Source organism: Lysinibacillus antri (assembly GCF_003977595.1).
GTDB classification, from domain to species: domain Bacteria; phylum Bacillota; class Bacilli; order Bacillales_A; family Planococcaceae; genus Ureibacillus; species Ureibacillus antri.
This window is the reverse complement of the sequence record NZ_RYYR01000007.1, coordinates 144,983-163,926: the sequence shown is the minus strand read 5'-3', so window position 1 is coordinate 163,926 and position 18,944 is coordinate 144,983. Positions and strand designations below refer to the sequence as shown.

The following is an 18,944-nucleotide window of genomic DNA, read 5'->3' as shown; positions in this document are numbered from 1 at the left end:
ACTCCCTTAATCCTCCTTATCCATTGATGATGTGACATAAACATATAACAATTGAGCAGTTGCCTTCAGTGAATCAATATGTGTCCGTTCATAAGCATGAGAAGACTCAATACCTGGTCCGAATAAAGCATGTTTTACATCATAACCTGCACGAATAGCAGCTGATGCATCTGATCCGTAGTAAGGATATATATCTAACTTATAATCAATCTCATTACTTTTTGCTAACGCTACTAGTTGTCTTGTTAATTCATAATGATACGGGCCACTTGAATCTTTCGCACAAATGGACACGGTATATTCATCAGAAGATTGACCATCTCCAATAGCCCCCATGTCAACAGCTACGTATTCCACAACTTCTTTCGGTATATTGGAATTACCACCATAACCAATTTCCTCATTATTTGAAATATAAAAATGAGTCGTATGGGGAAGTTGAATCGAATGTTCTTTAATCTTTTTAATCAATAATAATAGGAGTGTTGTACTTGCTTTGTCATCTAAATGGCGAGATTTAATAAATCCTGATTCTGTCACTTCAAAACGAGGGGCGAACGTAACAAAATCACCTACCTCAATCCCTACATTTCTTACATCTTCAGCATTCATTACTTTTTCATCAATACGTACTTCAATATGTTTCTCATCACGTTTGACCTCATCCGCGCGTGCATACACATGAACAGAGGTTTCGTGCAGTAAGATGGTTCCTGAGATTTTTTTCCCATTTGCCGTATGAATGGTACAATACTCACCTTCTACCGCATTCCAATTAAACCCACCGACCTTCGCAAGACTTAACCGACCATTTGCTTTGACCTCTTTTACCATGGCACCTAACGTATCTGTATGTGCAGTAAGGAGGCGATGAGATTCGTTATTTTCACCATTGATTGTAACGATGATTGCACCTTTATTCGTCTTTTTATAGTCGATTCCTAAGTTCGTTAAATACGCTCCAATAAAGTTCATTATGTTTTTTGTGTACCCAGAAGGACTTGGGATCGTCACAATTTGTTTTAATAAATCAACTGTATCTTTTTCACTAAATACTGTATCCACCTTAAAGCCCCCTAATTAGAAAAACACTAGCGCCCTCTCACAAGCTCAATTGCGCTAATTGAACACTGTTTAAACTCCGAATTTTTTTACTAAATAACAATAATAATATCAAAATTCGCCAATTATCGACACCCATAAAATGATCTTTTTTTAAAATCAAGTACGCCTTGGCGTAATTGCGTCCGGATTTTGAATTGTGCTTGCACAATTAATTCCTTACAAAATCGCATGACTCCGCTGGGGCTTGATCTTCATTCGGCAAATATTTATTTGCTGAATGAAGATCAAAGAAATATGTACCCATTATTATAGCACTGATGAATTAGTAAATAATTACTTTTAGTATTAGCCACATTGGAACAAGTTAATATAATCGCATTAGCGGAACTTAATATAGGACTTAACCGTAATTATGTGCCTAAAAAACAAACTGCACTTAATTTTCGTTAAGCCCTATCGCATTGATCGATGATTGATTATTTTAGAATTGTGCGAACAAGCTTTACTTTCTGCTTGTAAGGTGGGAACACAATATTTGTTGATAATTTGCTAGATCTTTTTAGAATTGATTTAGGATGGGTAAAGTTTTCAAAGCTCGCTTGTCCATGGTAAGCATTCACCCCAGAAGGACCTACACCACCAAAAGGTAAATATGGATTACCTACGTGGGAAATCGTATCATTTATGCAGCCCCCACCAAAAGGCAGCTCTTGTAAAAAGTAATTGATTGCTTTTTCATGCTCCGAAAAGAAATAGGCGGCTAAAGGCTTTGGTAATTGACGAACTTGATGGAAAGCCATTCGTAAATCATCGTAAGGCATTACTGGTAAAATTGGTCCAAAAATTTCATCTTCCATAATCGGATTCGCCCAAGTAATATTTTCTAATATCGTTGGCTCAATATATAAATCATTTTTGTCGGTATGACCACCGAAAGTAATAAATTCTTTTTCGACGTCTAATAGATGTTGAAGACGGTTAAAGTGACGTTCATTCACGAGACGACCGTAATCACTACTTTTTTGCGCGTCATTCCCATAAAACTGTTTAATCGTTTTTTGCAATACTTTCACAAACTTGTCGTATACACTAGAATGCACTAATACGTAATCTGGTGCTACACATGTTTGTCCATTATTATTAAATTTTCCCCAGGCAATCCGTTTTGCCGCAACTTCGATATTGGCAGTTTGATCCACTATCGCTGGACTTTTCCCTCCAAGCTCGAGTGTAATCGGCGTAAGTCTTTCAGCTGCCGCGCGCATAATGACTTTTCCAACAGACACACTACCGGTAAAGAAAATATAATCAAATGATGCATGAATAAGAGCCGTCACTTCCTCTTTTTCACCTTCAACAACTCTTACATAAGATGTATCAAAAATTTCTTCAATAATTTTTTTAATTACATTTGTCGTATGAACTGTGGATTCTGATGGTTTTACGATCGCTGTATTCCCACCAATAATTGCACCGATTAGAGGTTCCATTATTAATTGGAATGGATAATTAAATGGTCCGATAATTAATGTGACGCCATAGGGTTCTCTCATAATAAAACTTTTAGCTGGTTGAAAATGAAGTGGTGTTTTCACTTGAATCGGTTTCGACCATTCCTCGATATGTTTCAACATAATTTGGATACTTTCTAATACAATCCCCACTTCATTTGTATATGCTTCAAATTCACTTTTACCTAAATCCTTATTCAGTGCATGAAGAATCTCTTCTTCGTAACTTTTAATTTTTTCTCGTAACTTCTCCAACTGTTTTTTTCGAAACTCTATACTTTTCGTCAGTCCTGTAAAATAAAAGTTTCTTTGCTCTTGTATCATTAATTCAACATCACTTGAAGTAAAGTTTGCCATTTAATCCCCTCTTTTCAAATACATAATAAATTTTTAATTGCTCATATTAATTATGTACAACTTTACTACAAATTGTCTTTCAAATCCTCTTACATACTTTTAAAAATAACAGATATGTATGCTGTTACCTTAGTAAGAAGATATGAAGGGACCTAAAGGGGGCAGTTCTATTATGATTTCGACTGATACTTGGTGGGAGAAGATTTTTTCAGGACCTTTGTCAATTGGTATTAACGGTGAAAAAGTGCATCAGTTAGAAGACGAATCTTTTTTATTCTTAAATGAAGAAGAAGAACCAGAACAAATGCCACAAGAAATGGATATGCAAATTGAATAAAGTAACGGTTTAGTAATTTAGAATTATTAAAAAAAGGCTGTTTTCAACAAAGAATGAAAACAGTCCTTTCAAATTAATGTAAAATATTTTGATTTGAATTTATTTGTTGTAAGCAACGTTTCAATCCTTCATTAATAGATATAGCCGCATTCCAACCTAACGTCTTTTTAATTTTCTCATTATTTAATCTGGAATGTCGTATATCCCCAGGTCGATCCTCTTCATATTTCACGTTCAATGAATAGCCTTCTTCTCGTATAACATCAAGCAAATGGTTTAATGTCACTTCTTCGTTTGTTGATAAGTTATATACTCCACATAGCTTTGCTTTTACTCCTTTAACCACTGCAGTTGCTACGTCCTCAACAAATAGAAAATCCCGAGTTTGTTGCCCATCACCATAAATCACCATTTCCGCATTCGTTGTAATTTTATTGACCAATACCGGTATAACTGCACCAGATAATAAAGATTGATGTGGGCCATACACATTCGCAAAACGATAAATGAGCACAGGAAGATTGTAATACTCTTGCCATTTCAAACAATATTCCTCACCAATTTTTTTATTTAAGCCATAAATAGAAAGTGGGTTTAATGGTAAGTCTTCTTGAATATCGATTCTCCCTTGATTGCCATAAACTGCGGCAGATGAAGTGAAAATAAAATGTTTCACGTTATATTTTTTGGATAAATTCAACATACGAATCAAACCCATTATATTTGTATGGCTATCCGTTAAAGGATTGGCTAATGAAAATTGTACACTCGTTTGGGCGGCACAGTGAATGACCACATCAATCACATTAGACTCAAACACAGTTTCGCAATGAGGATCTTCAATACCGAGATGATAAAATTGATGAGTAAAGGAAATGTTAGATGGTTTACCTGTTGACAAATTATCAATAATAAATATATTTGCGCCTTCTTCGAAAAACTTCCTTGCAATGGAACTACCAATAAATCCATAGCCACCAGTGATCAGTACATTCAAATTTGTGCAATCAAGTTTGTTCCCCATTCAAAACCCCTGTCTTTGTTAAATTCAAAATAATATATGCTGAAAATCATAAAAAAATACTACAACTTACACGAGTTGTAGTAAAAAATCCTTATTCATTTCATAAAAGTCCCGTTTTTTCTGTTTATAAAATTGTTAAAATTTTGATATCATAACATTTGCAACAAGGGGATTAATTTTCAATCACTTCAGGATGGAATCCATCTTTTTGTAGGTAATTCGCTTCTTTCCAAATATTTAACTTTTTCTCTTTAGCAATGGATTCGATTTCACGCAATTCTTCTTCTAAAGTGTTATTTGGTTCATGAATAAATCGAACCGCAGCATACCCTTCTGATAGTAACAGCTCTTGTAATAGCACATCATCAACAAACACATACGTTAGGAGACGTCCATAGCGATCTGTTTGTGGCCCCAAATCATGAAGAATTTCTATTTTTGAAGCATTTTCTAATACTTTTACTGTATAATCTTTTGCTTCTTCGGCATAGGGCATTGGATTATTTTCTTCATAGTTCATTTCAGGTGTATCCACCATTAATAATCGAATCCGTTTCTCTTTCCCATCAACCTGTAGTCTGAATGTATCCCCGTCATTAGTGGAAACATATTGTGCTTCAATTAGTTGATTGCCAGTTGCGTCCATCGCATATTGTGGAGTAATTTTGTATTCATCTTCTTGCTTTGTCTCTTTTGTACCCGTATTACTGAAAATTAAATAAAGGACAACTGCAAGAAGGACTGTCCCACTTGTAATAATGGTTTTAATATCTGCTACATTCATCTTTTTACCTCATTTGTTTAGAATCTATTGTCTATAGTACCATAAAGTGAAACTTCAATCAGTGGGGGGTTTTCTTCATCCCCCACTGATTGTTAGTTGAACCAATCGGGCTTTTACGGGCAGTTGATCTCCCACTTATCTTTTTCGCTTCACTAAAATCTTGAAGTGGGAGTCTTGTACCTGTCGCTAAAGCTTTCGGTACAGATAACTTACTGCCCGTTAATGCGGGACAAAATTTATAGCAAAATCGGCTTGTCCAACTGTTTAGAAAATTTAAGCTTTGTAACAAGCAGCCATACTAAAAGCACTACCATGTCATAATAAAAAAGAACACCATCCCCTCAAAAGGTAAATAGCGTTCTTTCTCTCTTCTATGGAAACTAAGATTCTTTCTTAGGCTTTGGTTTTGGTCCTAATACAATTGGTGGAACATCTGCAAACGTTTCGCCTTCTTCTTCTAAATCACGCATTCTATGGGCAATTCTTGAGGCAGCACAGGCAGCAATACTTCCAACCATATCATCGAGGAACGTATGAACCCCATTACCAATTTTTGTATCAAGCTTTTTAATAATCCCTACTTTATTTTTATCTAAATGACCATATGTTGTTAATGCGATACTTCCATAGGTCATCACAGCCCCAAGTGCAAGGGTTTCATCAACACCAAATAACCCCTCATCGGCTTCAATAATGGACTGCAATGGTTGAGATAGTAAATTTTTTTCAGCCAGCTCATCTAACTCAATACCAACTAAAACAGAATGCTGAACTTCACGCTTACGAAGAACTCGTTCAACGGAATTTATACAATGTTCGATCGTTAATCCTTCATTATATGGTAATTGCATCTCATAAACGATATCAGCAATATCCTCAATCGTTACGCCACGTCTTTCTAATGCTGCTTTTGTTGCTTTTGCCACATCTTCCGAAGATACTCGTTTTTTTACCATTATTCCAGCCTCATTTCATATCTAAAATTAACATTTCTCTCTGCTTGTTCTATCCATACTCTATAGTACACGTCTACTAACGATTATGATACAATTTCGTTACACCATGCAAGAAAAACGGAAGATGCTTGCGAAAGCCTGTTTCTTCCGCTAGACATTTTTTCATAAGAATAGGAGGGTCCCTTTGTGGATCAGGGTACAGTAAAGGATTTTACTTTTTATAGTAATGCACTACAAGAAGAGATGGAACTACTTATCTATATACCGGCCAATTACACGCCTCTAAATAAATATAACATCTTAATTGCTTCAGATGGAAAAGATTATTTCCAACTCGGCGGTATTTCACGGCTTGCAGATAAATTAATTGATGATTATGAAATCGAAAATATCATTATCGTTGGTGTCCCTTATAAAAGTGTAGAAGATCGCAGAAGGAAGTATATTCCAACTGGTGATCAACATGATGGGTACTTACGATTTTTAGCCCATGAACTAGTACCATATTTAGATCAAGAATATTCAACCTATCAACTTGGCTCAACACGTGGTCTTATTGGTGATTCGATGGCTGCAACGGCTTCTCTACTAGCTACATTAAAATATCCGAGTATATTTTCTAAAGCCATTTTACAATCTCCGTATGTGGATGAATATGTATTAAAAGCCGTTCAAGAAACCCATAATATGAATGCGGTTTCAATTTATCATATTGTTGGAAAAGGTGAAGATAAGGTACTAACGACTGATAAAAAAATTAAAGATTTTTTAACACCCAATCGAAAGCTTCATGATCTATTAATAGCAAAAGGTTACAATCCATTTTATGAAGAATTTAATGGGAACCATACATGGAAGTATTGGAAGCCAGACCTACGAAGAGCACTAATTGAAAACTTTGGCTAATACTAGCTACTAAATTATGCTATGGAATACTGCAAAACGAAGGGGTATCCTCACCCCTTCACATTATTTGCATATTCTGAGTCGACCTCCTATTTGTTTTGTTTTCTCATTTCTCGCCCCTTGAAGTGTTTCTGCAGGAAATGATGGGATAAATGTCTATTTTCCCCTCATATGCTATAATTATTTAGTACAGTTTAATTTAGGGAGGTAATGAACATTGAAATATGGAATTGTTGCTTTTCCATCTAAAAAGTTACAAGATTTAGCTAACACATATCGAAAGCGATATGACTCTCATTATGCAAAAATCACTCCGCACATTACATTAAAAGAGGCATTTGAAGCGGATGAATCCCAAATCCACACGATTTCTGAAACCATTGCATCAATTGCAAAAAACCATGAACCATTAAAGATTCATGCGTCTCGAGTTAGTTCGTTCTTCCCAACGACGAACGTAATATTTTTCCGAATTGAACCTACAGACCAATTAAAAAATATCCATACGGAGCTCCAAGATCGTTTAAATATTGGTAAACCAAAACATGTATTTATTCCACATATTACAATTGCACAAGATATTACAGATACAGAACATGATGATATCTTCGGACAATTACGGATGATTGGGGTTAACGAAAAAGAAACAATTGATCGCATCCATTTATTATATCAATTGGAAAATGGCTCATGGACAACATACGAAACATACCGTCTCACTGGGGATGAGCAATAACGTGTATACAGTAAAAATGGTTCAAAGTAATGACGAACTGGAATTAGCCTTTTCTATAAGACGGAAAGTATTTGTCGAGGAGCAAGGAGTACCGGTTCATTTAGAGCTGGATGAATTCGATAAAACTGCTGTACATTTTATTGTATATGATGAAGATCAAGCAATTGCGGCTGCACGCTTACGAGAAATTGAAGCGAAAATTGGGAAAGTCGAACGCGTTTGTGTTTTAAAACCTTATCGTGGAAATAAACTCGGCGTATTAATGATGAAAAAAGTTGAAGAATATGCAATAGAGCAAAATTGGAAAAAACTTAAACTTCATGCCCAAAGCTATGCCGTGCCTTTTTATGAAAAATTAGACTTCGTTGTAACATCACCAGAATTTTTAGATGCAAATATTCCCCATCGAGCAATGGAGAAAAACCTTACAATAACAAATAGTTAATATAATATATTCCTTTAAAGAGGACGCTTACCACTGTAAGCCTTTCAGACTGTAGACAAACTCGATAAATTTCGAGTTTGCCTACAGTCTTTTTTCTATATAAAATTAAATTTATAACACTTTGTATAGGATCAGTTGATTTCCGTCTAAAGATCCAGTAAGTCTAACCAAACTTTGAAAACGCGGCCTACCACTGTAAGCCGCGTACCATCTCTAGAAAGTTTAGAAGGCATTATTTAATGTGAGCGGACCTTTCACAAAAGCACTAAGACAAGTCGTAAAGACACGGACAACGTGGCTTTGCGGCTTGTGTGCTCAAGTCCGCTCACTAAGAATTACTATATTAAGAAATCACTAAGTATCTTATTTTTCTAGCAAAAAAACAGCCGCAAGCCAATGCACATTTACCCAATTATTAGAAAACAATAGAGGTAAACATCCTGACATAAACGACTGCTTTTTACGTTAAGGTAAATGTACAACCATTAACCTAACATCTTTTGAATTTTACTTAAATCCAATGACTTTCCATCCTGCACAATTGATTTCACAATTGACTCCTCAAGCTCTTTCGACACAGGTTTATTCGCTAACTTACTCACTCGTTGCACAATTTTTCGTACTTGTTTCTCATTTTTAAAATCAGCGTATTGGATTGCATTCGCAAGCGCGAAAATCTCTTCCATATTTACACCAGTTTTATTCTCAATTTGCTTGAAAAAAGGGTTTTGCATTTTTCTCCCTCCTTATAGATAACACTTTCCTACAATAATTAATAAAATGAATAATACAACGATTAATACAAAAGAAGAACCTTTGTATCCATGATCACCACAACTGTATTGATTATCCATATAATATGCAGGAGCTACCTGAGTGTGACCGCACATCTGATAAGAAGGATTCACAAAATGACCATCGAAACCATGCATTGGCATTGGGTTTACAACATTGTGTGTTGGGTTGACAAGTCCAGTAGATGGGCTTTCCATTTGAGGCATCATGTATGGATGAGACGGACTTTCCTGACCACAACCGCACGAATTATTATTCCACAAAAAAATCCCCTCCTTTCTACTTTGTATACTATGCGCGCATACAATCGAAAGAAGGGTATTCGTCTAGTTTGCTTTTCCTTTAGGTTTGAATATTAAAGCTGCGAGAAACCCAAATACTATAGCCGCACTGATTCCTGAACTTGTTACTTCAAACATTCCCGTTAGCACACCAACCCATCCATGCTTTTCCGCTTCAGCAATCGCCCCTTGTGTGAGGGCATTGCCAAATGAGGTAATAGGAATCGTCGCACCTGCACCGGCCAAATCAATTAATGGTTGGTACCATCCTAGACCGGAAATGATGGATCCGCTTACTACTAGTATGGAGAGTGTGTGACCAGGTGTGAATTTCCCTACATCCATTAATAATTGACCAATGACACAGATGATGCCGCCAATTAAAAAAGCAAAGAAAAAATCTAGAAATATCATCTTCTAAGCCTCATTCCATCGTAATCTCGATTGCATGTGCCGTACAAGGAATGGTCTCCCCTTGCTGAAACGATAGAGGAGATAGTAAAGCACCGGTTGCACAGAGTAATACTCGTTTATAACGCCCACTCTTCATCTGTTGTTCAATATAACTGTAATAAACCGCAGCTGAACAACCTGCACCACTTGCACCTGCTAAATAGGCTTCATCTTCTCCGTAAAATTCTGCACCTGCATCTCGAAAAACATCTAATTCATTTTGTTGTGCACCAGTTTGAGCAAACATCGCCTTCAAAATTTTTAACCCAATTTTCCCTAAATCACCGGTCATGATTAAATCGTAATCAGAAATTTTTTGGTTGCGCCCTTTTAAATGCGCGGTAATGGTATCAAATGCTGCAGGCGCCATTGCACCACCCATATGAAACGGGTTGACTTCTCCATAATCGATCACTTTGCCAACTGTGCCAGCTACAATAGAAGGAAGACTAGGATTATGTTTCCCAATTAATGCATATCCGGCAGCTGTAACCGTCCATTGAGCAGTGGCCGGCTTTTGTCCACCGTAATTAATTGGGTAGCGGAATTGACGTTCAGTTGCATTATGGTGACTCGAAGCCCCTGCAATCGCATACTCAGAAGCACTTAATTCTGTTAGCAAACTCGCAACGATTAATGAAGAAATCGACGTTGCACAGGCTGAAAACATACCAATAAAAGACGAGGCTAATTCCCGGGCAGCAAAATTCGTTGGTGTCATTTGATTAACTAAATCACCACTTAAAAAGAAATCAATATCCAAATTTTTAAGATTGGCTTTATTCATGATGATCTCACATGCTTCTTGAATCATCTTTGCTTGACCTTGTTCATTTGTTTTTTGATTCCATCGTTCATCCTCTACAACCGCATCAAAATAAGAATAAAAAACACTTTTTCTCTCTTCTGGTCCCGCTACTGAACCACATGCTAGAATGGAAGGCTTTGTTTTAAATAAAATTACCATTCAACCACGCCCATCGTTACTAAAATTAATTTGATTAATGCGACAAAAAACGCAGATGCCACCCCAAATAAAATAACCGAACCAGCCATTTTAAACATATTACTTCCTACACCTAATACAAAGCCTTCTGTTTTTCCTTCAATAGCAGCTGATACAACCGCATTACTAAAGCCCGTTACTGGTACGGCTGTTCCTGCTCCAGCAACTTGTGCGATTTTGCGATAAATTCCTAGCCCCGTTAATAGTGCTGCAATGAATACCATCGTAGCGGCTGTTGGATTGCCAACAGTTGTTTCTGTAAAATTAAAAAAGATAATGTAAAAATACGTAAATGCATGTCCAATTGTACAAACCAGCCCCCCAATTAAAAAAGCTTTTAAAACATTTTTCACATAAGGGGTAGGAGGTGTGATTTGATCCTCGATTTGTTGATATTGTTGCTGATCCATTACGTTTCCTCCTTAGCAAGCTTCTTCAACTTTTCTACTTCTTCACTAACCTTTTGCTCATCGCCCTCGTCAAGAAGTTTTTGCGTTTCCCAGTACAATTTATAATCAGCAGAAACAAGCACTTCTAAATCAGGGAATTGTTCTTCTACTTCTTTTTGTAATTTCTTTTCAATTTTGCGTTTTTTATAGTCCAACCAAGGTTTCGCTTGCACTGCTACTAACAATTGATCCTCTATAAAAATGGCGTTTCCAGTATAAATTTCATCCGAATTTCTAATCACTTCTTTCACAGTTTCACTTTGTTCTTCGTTCGAGTCTTTCACTTCGATGGTTTGTTCTTGATTACAACCAATTAAAAAAACTGGGATCAAGAAAATGGCTACTACCATTTTTTTCAAAAAATAACCCCCTTTTTCTAACCATTATGGGCATTTTAAAACTAAAGTATTCATGAAAAAAAATGCCCAATTTCTAGCGCCTATAGACATTCGCCCGTTTTTAAAATGTCCATTGACATATTGTAGATTGAAGTTAAAAAAAGTGAGGTGAAAGGTAATGGGTTGTGGTAGAAATAATTTCGAAGGTACTTCTCATAACGAGGGATGTGTATGTGAGGTAGTAAAAACAATTTTAAAACTACAAAACCATGTAGTAAGACATGAATGTGATGAATGTGGAACAAGTTGCTTCTTAGAGCCGCTTGGAGGTTTAAAAAATCATTCACGTAACACTGCAGATACTCGTGTATTCATGTTATTAAACAAAGACGGCACTCCATTTAAAGCATTTTTCAAGGATAACAATAATAATAAAAAAGACGGTAAAGGCAAAGATGGCAAGGACGGTAAAGATGGTAAAAAGGACAATGACATGTTCCATTATACACCATTCTTCCGAGTAGAAGACGTATTCGGTGATTGCTGTGCAACACTACGTTGTTTAGCACCTGTTGATGAAAATGGTGACGTTGTTGATGTGTTTAATGGTAATGGTAACGGCGGCGGTGGAAGAAATAATAACAACAATAACTGTGGTGAGTTAGACTTAGATGAGTTAGAAGATGTTGTAGACTTTGAAAAAACAGATAGCTGCTTAACAGTCGATTTAGAAGCATTCGTTGGCATCCAATGTATCGCTGATGTCGACTTAAATATTCGCAAATAGAATATTCACATCCTAAGGGGGGTTAATCAATTTGATTAGCCCCTTTTTTATTCGTTTGAACATAAAAAATTGACAAATCGTCGAAAACGATTTGCCAATTTCCCCCTTTTATCTTGATGTTGTAATAATTTCTATTGCGTTTCCATCAATTTCAATAATATCACTAGTAGTTAATACTTTCACAGTAGCCCCATTTACTTCTTTAATCTTTCCAATAATCGAGTCCCCATTGTTTAAATAAAATCGTAATAAGCGATTACTATTTATAGGTTGGGAGAAAAAGCTCAGTTGCCTAGCAATCACTAGATTTTTAATCCGCTCAGATCTTGTAATTTCATACACCGAAGTACTTTCCTCGTACGGTTGTTGTTCTGCCTCTTCCACTTCAATATAATAAAATGGTGGAGTTGGAATAAACAGTAATGGTTCTTCCATTTTACACATCCTCTTTTTATCATAAAATATGCAAAAGGGGAAAAATACGTGAATATTGCCTACTTAAGTTAGTTGTCCTAATAACGTAGTCGCTAAACCTAAGTAGATTAAAATACTCGTTACGTCATTTAACGTCGTAATAAATGGTCCTGAGGCTACTGCTGGGTCGACCCCTAGTTTATGAATAAGCAACGGAATAAATGACCCTGCAATGGTTGCAACCAGAATAGAACAACAAATCGCTGCACCAACTAATAACCCTATCAATAATGAATGTTTCCAAAAGAAAATAATGGCTATGACGACGATTCCACAAACGACGCCTGTAATTAATCCTGTCATAATTTCACGAAGAAACATTTTAATTTTACTTTTTTCTTGAATTTCTCCAGTTGCGATACCACGAACTGCTACCGCTAACGCTTGGGTTCCACTATTTCCCGACGTACCCGAAATTAACGGAATAAATAACGCCAATAACGCAACTTTGTCTAACGTAGCTTCAAATTGAGCCATTAACGATGCGGTAATCATCCCTAAAAATAGAAGCATGATTAACCAAGGTAAACGTTTCGTTGCCGCTTTAAATGGTCCACCATCAATATCATCTATATCTGAAACCCCGGCTAATTTCGAATAGTCATCTGAGGCTTCTTCATCAATAACGTCAATAATATCATCGACGGTAATAATCCCTTGCATTTCCTTATTTTCATCGACAACAGGTATCGCTAAAAAATTATAGTCCTTCATAATTTGAGCTACTTCTTCTTGGTCATCTGTAACCTTTACATAAACAACACGTTCGTTCATAATGTCACGAATTAACGTATCTTCCTCTGAAATGATCAAGTCACGTAAAGAAATAACCCCGGCTAAATGATGATGATCGTTTACAACAAAAACATAATAAATCGTTTCTGCTTTTGGTGCTTCATTACGTAAAACCGTCATGGCTGAACGAACCGTCGAATTTTCCAAGATCGAAACATACTCGGTCGTCATGATGGCCCCGGCAGTATATTCCTTATATGCCAAAAGCTCATTAATTTCCTCCACGGTTTCGCTATCCATCATTTCGAGATAGCTTTCACGGTGTTCGTCATCGAGTTCATTTAACACATCCACGACATCATCGGTATACATATAGGAAAGCATTTCTGCTCCATAAGATGTATCCATTTCTTTTAAATATTGCTCATATTCTTCATCTTCTAATTCAATTGCTTCAAAGATTAAAGCCATTTCTTGAGGAGACAAAAAATGATAGATGGTGTTACGTATATCAGGTCCAACCTTTTCATAAAATTGTGCCTGCTCGTATGGATGATGCGCTAAAAACTGTTCACGAAAAGAATCAATATCTTCATCCATTAGGAATTGAAGTAATTGTTCTTCATAAAATGAATCTTCATTTAAATTATTACGTTGCTCTACCATGCATGTCCCCTCCTCTCGTATTTCATCATATGGTTATTTACAATACACGTAAACACCTTTTTTTAATTTCACAATACTTTTACAATTATTTTTCTAAGTATATTGGAATTTAATTACTCAAATATATCTTTAATTCAGTAACCGTAGTGAGCTGTCTTAGCACACAAGCCACAAAGCCATGTTGTACATGTCTTTACGACTTGTCTATGTGCTTTGTGAAAGGCCAGCTCACATATTTATTTGCACTGCTTAAGTTAATGGATTTTGTACGCAGCTTACAGTGGTAGGCTGCGTCTTCCTATTAGTTTTACTCTATGCTGAACTTTAGAAATATAAAAAGATGCTCGAGTATCGTTCGAACATCTTTCCTTTTAATTATTTATTAACTTTTGCATTGGTTCAAGTATTTTACTTGAAAAGGTAAGCTTTTCCTTTGTTAACGGATGTGCCAGTTCAAGGAAAACGCAATGGAGTGCTTGTCGATCAAACAACTCCCGGCTCCCACCGTAAAGCTCATCTCCAACTAACGGATGTCCTATAAAAGCCATATGTACGCGAATTTGATGGGTTCTTCCCGTATGTAACCTTAAACGAACATGTGAAATCGGCTCGCCGTTTTTAGTAAAACCTCTTTTCAGTACTTTCACATCGGTATGAGAGAATTGACCATCTTCACGAACCTCGCGCTCGATAATACTCGTTTCTTTTCGCCCAATTGGTGCAATAATTGCCTGTTCATCCTCTTCAACATGGCCATGTACTATGGCTTCATACTGTTTATTGATTTCCTGTTTTTTTTGTTGTAAACCCATCAAATGATGAACATGGCTATGCTTTGCAATGCACATTAAACCCGATGTATCCCGATCGAGTCTTGTAACAATATGAACTGTGGAAGAAATATTCTTCTCTTGAAAATAACCGCTTATGAAATTCGCCACGCTCCCTGTTGGATGTTCTCTCGATGGGATCGTGTTCATAAATGCGGGTTTTTCTAATATGAGCAATGTAGAATCTTCATAGACAATATCCAAATTTCCATGTTCTACGATTAAGCCGTCACTGACAACTTCAGGAGGAAAGGTAATGGTAATCTCATCCCCCTTTTTTAAAGCATAGCGGACATTTTGTTCAATCCCGTTCACTGAAATCAATCCACCATTAAACTTAATGGAGGTTAACCCTCTTTTTGAAATACCATGTTGATTAATGGCATTTCGAAGTAGCTCTCCATCTTTTGTCGCTTTAAATTGCAGCTTAAATCGATTATCCATTATACGCTCCTTTTACTCATTCGAGACAAATGAATCGTGTACTCGCTCCCAAAACGGGAAAGGTCGGAATCGTGCAAAGCGAATTCTTTCATTTGCAACATTAAACGTCACAGATTTTAAATTGTCTTGGACAAGGTGAACATGGTCAATGGTCATCGTAAATTGTTGGTCTTTTACAGGGATTAATGCACAATTGTGATGCGCGGGTAATACAAGTGAAGAGCCAACTGTTCGAAATACTCGGTTATTAATGGAGGCCATCTCGGTAATTTGAAAAGCTTGTAACGTTGGATGAATAATCGCTCCGCCTAACGCTTTGTTATAAGCGGTACTTCCAGATGGCGTACTGACACATAGACCATCACCACGGAAACGTTCAAAGTGATTGCCATTTAACTCCACATCCATTACTAATGTTACGTCTGGTGATTTAATTGTGGCTTCATTTAACGCTAAGTACGTTTTTGTCTCTGCATTATGAGTATGAACCTGTACCTCTAAAAGCGGATACTCCACGACATTGTACTCCTTCTTCGTAATGGATAATACGAGCTTCTCAAGTTCGGAAGGTTTCCAATCTGCATAAAAGCCTAAATGCCCTGTATGAATCCCAACGAAGGCCACTTGATCTAACCTGTGTAAGTGTCGATGAAAAGCATGTAAAAGTGTACCATCTCCACCAATAGAAATGACAATTTCAGGTTCTTCGTCGTCAAATATAAGACCAAAATCTTGTAAATACTTTTTTGCTAGTTCCATCAATTCATTGGATTGAGCATCTCTGCGTGACTGAATCGAAAATCTCAACATTATTCACGCTCCTTTTCCTCATTAGTGGTTGGAATTGTTGGGTATGCTTCTTTATTTTCACTAAAATAAACTTGCGCTTCTTGAATTTCACTTCGAATCGACGACATTTCTTCATCCAATTTAAATGCCGCCTCTGCTGCACTTTGAAGTCGATTTTTAATTTCTTCCGGGAAGACCCCTTTATATTTATAATTTAATGAATGTTCAATGGAAGCCCAAAAATTCATCGCCAGGGTACGAATTTGGATCTCAGCCAACACTTCTACTTTCCCAGTAATAGTTTCGACAGGATATTCAACAATCATGTGGTACGAACGATATCCACTTGGTTTACTTTGCGTTATATAATCTTTTTCTTCGATTACGTTCAAATCGTCTCTTTGGCGAATTAAATTCACGACGGTTGTAATATCATCAACAAACTGGCACATAATTCGTAAACCGGCTATATCTTGTAACTCTGTCGCTAATTTGTGCGAAGGTTCAAATCTTATCCCCTTTTCCAAAGTTTTATCATATATACTGGCTAAAGGTTTGACTCTTCCTGTTACAAATTCAATTGGAGAAGTTGTACCTGTAATGCCAAATTGCGAGCGCATCCCCTTTAATTTTATCTTTAATTCGTCCACTGCTTGTTTATATGGACTTAAAAATATTTCCCATTGTCCCATTAATATGCCCCCCAATAAGCGAAAGGTGCTGGCCAGTCATTTCAAGAACAATTTAAGAAAAGCTTGTCTGTAAAGCCGACTCTTAATTGTCCGCAGAACGAGCACCTGTAGCTAGACACTGTTCAAACTTCGATACTTTCATTACGAAAAATCCACTTTTCGCCTAGCGCATTTTTCATCATGTACACCACATTAGTAATCGGTAATACTAAAATTCATTTTCTTGAAGAATCTCTGCAAATGCAGCTTCTACAGCATCCACAAAGTCTCTACCATAATTTTCATTACCTTCAATATTAAAAATAAGTTGATGCAATTCTTCCGTAAAGTTAATCAGTTCAATGTTCATATCATTAATTAGTAAATATGGATTTTGTTCTGTTTGAATACACTTCACGAGATGTTGCCATCCATCCTTAGGCAGCTGGATATAGCTATATCCATCTCCTTCTTCTACCACATAAATAAAAGCAAAATGATCCGAATCAACCAATACCTGTCCAGCAGGTTGGATTTGAATTTCTTTTTGATTTTCGTTTAAACTAAAATGAAGATTATTATGTACATATTGATAATTATCTACTTTATAAATGTTGCGCATTAAAAAAACATCCCTTCAACACTATTCCTTCATATTTTAACATAGCACTGCTCGTTTAGAGAAAAAGAATGAGGAAAAATGTATTTTTGGGTAAATAAAGAGAGGAACTTACGATGTCTCAAGAACTTGAAATTGAATTTAAAAATGTATTAACGAAAGAACAATACGAAAGCTTACTGAAAGAATTTAAAATAAGTAAAGAAATGATCATCCGTCAAACAAATCATTACTTTGATACGCCAACATTCTCTTTAAAAAGTTTGTCTAGTGGTTTACGTATCCGAGAAACACACGAGCAAATCGTGTGCACATTAAAAGAAAAAACATCGGCTAATATTCATTTAGAAACAACGGATGTTATTACAGAAGAACAAGCGAAAAAGATGTTAGCAGGTGAAGGCTTTTTTGCACAAACTGTAAAGGACAAATTAATTCAATTACAAATCCCTTTAGAAGAGTTACACGTTTTTGGATCGTTAACAACGGACCGAGTGGAAATTCCATACAAAGGAGGAACAATTGTTTTTGACCATTCTTTCTATTTGCAGTGCGAAGATTATGAGGTAGAATATGAAGCAAGTAATGAAACATTCGGCAAAGAAATTTTCGAACAATTTTTAACTGAACATAACATCACGAAGCAAGTTGCAGATAAAAAAATCGCTCGCTTTATGAGCGCATTGAAAGGTTGATTCTATTGGATATTTCAGCAATGAAAACCATGCTTGAAATTCAAGCAATTCAGTCAATTGGAAATTCCCAAACAAGTACGCAATCCGTAACAGGCAACCCTACAGTTTTTACTCAGCTTCTTGAAGAGATGATGACTTCCTCTTCATTAACGAATAGCGCTTCAAATCTACTAGGGAGTACTTACTCACAATTACACAACGCTGATTCTGAAAATAACTCATCATCTATGTACTTAAACTCTAATACCAATTACATACCTTCCTCATATTATGATGCTTTAATGCAAACAACTAATATGAATAATGAATTAAATTTGCCATTAACGAAAGATTACTTAAATACATCTGGCTTTGAAAATGTGTTAGCCGGGGCACAAAGATTCTCCGACATTATCGCAAAAGCGTCAACTAAATATGGTGTTCCAGAAAAATTAATTGCTTCTGTCATAAAACAAGAATCGAACTTTAATACAGGTGCTGTTAGTTCGGCCGGGGCAACTGGGTTAATGCAATTAATGCCGGGTACTGCACGATATCTTGGTGTGAAAGACTCATTAAATGCTGAACAAAATATTATGGGTGGGACAAAATATTTAAGCCAAATGTTAAATAAATTCAATAACAATGTTGAACTTGCCCTTGCTGCATATAATGCTGGTCCAGGAAATGTTTCAAAATATGGTGGGATTCCTCCTTTTAAAGAAACAATGAACTATGTAAATAAGGTACTTGGTTACTATAACGCGTAAGTTTTCCTTGGATAGTCGATTTGTTTGTGAAATAAGCCATAC

At 36.2% G+C, this 18,944-nt stretch carries 24 protein-coding genes; 7 read left to right on the top strand and 17 right to left on the bottom strand.

The window, feature by feature from the left end; translation table 11 throughout:
* Positions 1–6 precede the first annotated feature (6 nt).
* Both EK386_RS07250 and EK386_RS07245 read right to left on the bottom strand, forming a co-directional pair.
* Positions 7–1,065, bottom strand: a complete 1,059-nt coding sequence (locus EK386_RS07250) for a M42 family metallopeptidase (RefSeq protein ID WP_126658402.1) — start codon at positions 1,063–1,065, stop codon at positions 7–9.
* Between the two features lie 476 nt (positions 1,066–1,541).
* A complete protein-coding gene (locus EK386_RS07245) occupies positions 1,542–2,933 on the bottom strand; it encodes an aldehyde dehydrogenase (protein ID WP_126658400.1) in 1,392 nt (463 codons plus the stop codon).
* A gap of 172 nt (positions 2,934–3,105) precedes the next feature.
* On the opposite strand from EK386_RS07245, the gene EK386_RS20300 reads away from it, so the two are divergent.
* Complete coding sequence (locus EK386_RS20300; RefSeq protein ID WP_179966008.1) at positions 3,106–3,270, top strand: hypothetical protein; 165 nt, start codon at positions 3,106–3,108, stop codon at positions 3,268–3,270.
* A gap of 73 nt (positions 3,271–3,343) precedes the next feature.
* Here the strand turns inward: EK386_RS20300 and EK386_RS07240 are convergent, their stop codons facing one another.
* The 3 genes from EK386_RS07240 to EK386_RS07225 form a co-directional block, all read right to left on the bottom strand.
* Positions 3,344–4,294: an NAD-dependent epimerase/dehydratase family protein gene (locus tag EK386_RS07240; protein ID WP_246027610.1), complete on the bottom strand. Its 951-nt coding sequence runs from the start codon at positions 4,292–4,294 to the stop codon at positions 3,344–3,346.
* Positions 4,295–4,466: 172 nt separating this feature from the next.
* A complete protein-coding gene (locus tag EK386_RS07235) occupies positions 4,467–5,078 on the bottom strand; it encodes a thermonuclease family protein (protein ID WP_126658398.1) in 612 nt (203 codons plus the stop codon).
* Positions 5,079–5,458: 380 nt separating this feature from the next.
* Positions 5,459–6,034, bottom strand: coding sequence for a phosphatidylglycerophosphatase A family protein (locus EK386_RS07225; protein ID WP_126658394.1), 576 nt, complete (start codon positions 6,032–6,034; stop codon positions 5,459–5,461).
* Positions 6,035–6,220: 186 nt separating this feature from the next.
* Here EK386_RS07225 and EK386_RS07220 point away from each other — a divergent pair, with 186 nt between their 5' ends.
* The 3 genes from EK386_RS07220 (at position 6,221) to EK386_RS07210 (ending at position 8,121) form a co-directional block, all read left to right on the top strand.
* Positions 6,221–6,940 (top strand): alpha/beta hydrolase, encoded by a 720-nt coding sequence (locus tag EK386_RS07220; protein WP_126658392.1) that lies wholly within the window; start codon positions 6,221–6,223, stop codon positions 6,938–6,940.
* Positions 6,941–7,157: 217 nt separating this feature from the next.
* Positions 7,158–7,676 carry a YjcG family protein gene (locus EK386_RS07215; RefSeq protein WP_126658390.1) on the top strand — a complete coding sequence of 173 codons (519 nt, stop codon included), beginning with the start codon at positions 7,158–7,160 and terminating at the stop codon, positions 7,674–7,676.
* 1 nt (position 7,677) lies between these two features.
* Positions 7,678–8,121, top strand: a complete 444-nt coding sequence (locus tag EK386_RS07210) for a GNAT family N-acetyltransferase (protein WP_126658388.1) — start codon at positions 7,678–7,680, stop codon at positions 8,119–8,121.
* A 485-nt stretch (positions 8,122–8,606) separates the two neighbouring features.
* Here the strand turns inward: EK386_RS07210 and EK386_RS07205 are convergent, their stop codons facing one another.
* From EK386_RS07205 to EK386_RS07180, 6 genes are all read right to left on the bottom strand, one after another.
* Positions 8,607–8,855 carry a stage VI sporulation protein F gene (locus tag EK386_RS07205; protein WP_126658386.1) on the bottom strand — a complete coding sequence of 83 codons (249 nt, stop codon included), beginning with the start codon at positions 8,853–8,855 and terminating at the stop codon, positions 8,607–8,609.
* A 12-nt stretch (positions 8,856–8,867) separates the two neighbouring features.
* The gene (locus EK386_RS07200) at positions 8,868–8,975 is read right to left on the bottom strand and encodes a YjcZ family sporulation protein (RefSeq protein WP_126658440.1); all 108 of its coding nucleotides are present in this window, start codon (positions 8,973–8,975) and stop codon (positions 8,868–8,870) included.
* Positions 8,976–9,242: 267 nt separating this feature from the next.
* Entirely contained in the window at positions 9,243–9,611 is a 369-nt protein-coding gene (gene spoVAE / locus EK386_RS07195; protein ID WP_179966007.1) for a stage V sporulation protein AE, read from the bottom strand.
* Between the two features lie 10 nt (positions 9,612–9,621).
* Positions 9,622–10,617, bottom strand: a complete 996-nt coding sequence (locus EK386_RS07190) for a stage V sporulation protein AD (RefSeq protein WP_126658384.1) — start codon at positions 10,615–10,617, stop codon at positions 9,622–9,624.
* Positions 10,611–11,066 carry a stage V sporulation protein AC gene (spoVAC, locus tag EK386_RS07185; RefSeq protein WP_126658383.1) on the bottom strand — a complete coding sequence of 152 codons (456 nt, stop codon included), beginning with the start codon at positions 11,064–11,066 and terminating at the stop codon, positions 10,611–10,613. The genes EK386_RS07190 and spoVAC overlap by 7 nt, the downstream gene beginning before the upstream one ends.
* Positions 11,066–11,455 (bottom strand): YhcN/YlaJ family sporulation lipoprotein, encoded by a 390-nt coding sequence (locus tag EK386_RS07180; RefSeq protein WP_246027611.1) that lies wholly within the window; start codon positions 11,453–11,455, stop codon positions 11,066–11,068. The genes spoVAC and EK386_RS07180 overlap by 1 nt, the downstream gene beginning before the upstream one ends.
* A gap of 166 nt (positions 11,456–11,621) precedes the next feature.
* On the opposite strand from EK386_RS07180, the gene EK386_RS07175 reads away from it, so the two are divergent.
* A complete protein-coding gene (locus tag EK386_RS07175; RefSeq protein ID WP_126658379.1) occupies positions 11,622–12,230 on the top strand; it encodes a CotY/CotZ family spore coat protein in 609 nt (202 codons plus the stop codon).
* Positions 12,231–12,338: 108 nt separating this feature from the next.
* Here the strand turns inward: EK386_RS07175 and EK386_RS07170 are convergent, their stop codons facing one another.
* The 6 genes from EK386_RS07170 to EK386_RS07145 form a co-directional block, all read right to left on the bottom strand.
* The gene (locus EK386_RS07170; protein WP_126658377.1) at positions 12,339–12,665 is read right to left on the bottom strand and encodes a 4-diphosphocytidyl-2C-methyl-D-erythritol kinase; all 327 of its coding nucleotides are present in this window, start codon (positions 12,663–12,665) and stop codon (positions 12,339–12,341) included.
* A gap of 63 nt (positions 12,666–12,728) precedes the next feature.
* Positions 12,729–14,105: a magnesium transporter gene (gene mgtE, locus EK386_RS07165; RefSeq protein ID WP_126658375.1), complete on the bottom strand. Its 1,377-nt coding sequence runs from the start codon at positions 14,103–14,105 to the stop codon at positions 12,729–12,731.
* A 371-nt stretch (positions 14,106–14,476) separates the two neighbouring features.
* Positions 14,477–15,379, bottom strand: a complete 903-nt coding sequence (locus EK386_RS07160; protein ID WP_126658373.1) for an RluA family pseudouridine synthase — start codon at positions 15,377–15,379, stop codon at positions 14,477–14,479.
* 12 nt (positions 15,380–15,391) lie between these two features.
* Complete coding sequence (locus EK386_RS07155; RefSeq protein ID WP_126658436.1) at positions 15,392–16,186, bottom strand: NAD kinase; 795 nt, start codon at positions 16,184–16,186, stop codon at positions 15,392–15,394.
* A gap of 2 nt (positions 16,187–16,188) precedes the next feature.
* Positions 16,189–16,860, bottom strand: a complete 672-nt coding sequence (gene yjbM, locus EK386_RS07150) for a GTP diphosphokinase (protein ID WP_126658371.1) — start codon at positions 16,858–16,860, stop codon at positions 16,189–16,191.
* A gap of 208 nt (positions 16,861–17,068) precedes the next feature.
* Complete coding sequence (locus EK386_RS07145; protein WP_126658370.1) at positions 17,069–17,461, bottom strand: UPF0738 family protein; 393 nt, start codon at positions 17,459–17,461, stop codon at positions 17,069–17,071.
* Positions 17,462–17,574: 113 nt separating this feature from the next.
* Between EK386_RS07145 and EK386_RS07140 the strand changes: the two genes are divergently transcribed.
* Together EK386_RS07140 and EK386_RS07135 are read left to right on the top strand one after the other, a co-directional pair.
* A complete protein-coding gene (locus EK386_RS07140; protein ID WP_126658368.1) occupies positions 17,575–18,153 on the top strand; it encodes a CYTH domain-containing protein in 579 nt (192 codons plus the stop codon).
* 5 nt (positions 18,154–18,158) lie between these two features.
* Positions 18,159–18,902, top strand: a complete 744-nt coding sequence (locus tag EK386_RS07135) for a lytic transglycosylase domain-containing protein (RefSeq protein ID WP_246027609.1) — start codon at positions 18,159–18,161, stop codon at positions 18,900–18,902.
* Positions 18,903–18,944: the final 42 nt, after the last annotated feature.

Coding starts and splice junctions, on each gene's coding strand:
- EK386_RS07245 (WP_126658400.1), bottom strand. CDS start 2,933: ATGGCAAACTTTACTTCAAGTGATGTTGAATTAATGATACAAGAGCAA.
- EK386_RS20300 (WP_179966008.1), top strand. CDS start 3,106: ATGATTTCGACTGATACTTGGTGGGAGAAGATTTTTTCAGGACCTTTG.
- EK386_RS07240 (WP_246027610.1), bottom strand. CDS start 4,294: ATGGGGAACAAACTTGATTGCACAAATTTGAATGTACTGATCACTGGT.
- EK386_RS07235 (WP_126658398.1), bottom strand. CDS start 5,078: ATGAATGTAGCAGATATTAAAACCATTATTACAAGTGGGACAGTCCTT.
- EK386_RS07225 (WP_126658394.1), bottom strand. CDS start 6,034: ATGGTAAAAAAACGAGTATCTTCGGAAGATGTGGCAAAAGCAACAAAA.
- EK386_RS07205 (WP_126658386.1), bottom strand. CDS start 8,855: ATGCAAAACCCTTTTTTCAAGCAAATTGAGAATAAAACTGGTGTAAAT.
- EK386_RS07200 (WP_126658440.1), bottom strand. CDS start 8,975: ATGGATAATCAATACAGTTGTGGTGATCATGGATACAAAGGTTCTTCT.
- spoVAE (WP_179966007.1), bottom strand. CDS start 9,611: ATGATATTTCTAGATTTTTTCTTTGCTTTTTTAATTGGCGGCATCATC.
- EK386_RS07190 (WP_126658384.1), bottom strand. CDS start 10,617: ATGGTAATTTTATTTAAAACAAAGCCTTCCATTCTAGCATGTGGTTCA.
- spoVAC (WP_126658383.1), bottom strand. CDS start 11,066: ATGGATCAGCAACAATATCAACAAATCGAGGATCAAATCACACCTCCT.
- EK386_RS07180 (WP_246027611.1), bottom strand. CDS start 11,455: ATGGTAGTAGCCATTTTCTTGATCCCAGTTTTTTTAATTGGTTGTAAT.
- EK386_RS07175 (WP_126658379.1), top strand. CDS start 11,622: ATGGGTTGTGGTAGAAATAATTTCGAAGGTACTTCTCATAACGAGGGA.
- EK386_RS07170 (WP_126658377.1), bottom strand. CDS start 12,665: ATGGAAGAACCATTACTGTTTATTCCAACTCCACCATTTTATTATATT.
- mgtE (WP_126658375.1), bottom strand. CDS start 14,105: ATGGTAGAGCAACGTAATAATTTAAATGAAGATTCATTTTATGAAGAA.
- EK386_RS07160 (WP_126658373.1), bottom strand. CDS start 15,379: ATGGATAATCGATTTAAGCTGCAATTTAAAGCGACAAAAGATGGAGAG.
- yjbM (WP_126658371.1), bottom strand. CDS start 16,860: ATGGGACAATGGGAAATATTTTTAAGTCCATATAAACAAGCAGTGGAC.
- EK386_RS07145 (WP_126658370.1), bottom strand. CDS start 17,461: ATGCGCAACATTTATAAAGTAGATAATTATCAATATGTACATAATAAT.
- EK386_RS07140 (WP_126658368.1), top strand. CDS start 17,575: ATGTCTCAAGAACTTGAAATTGAATTTAAAAATGTATTAACGAAAGAA.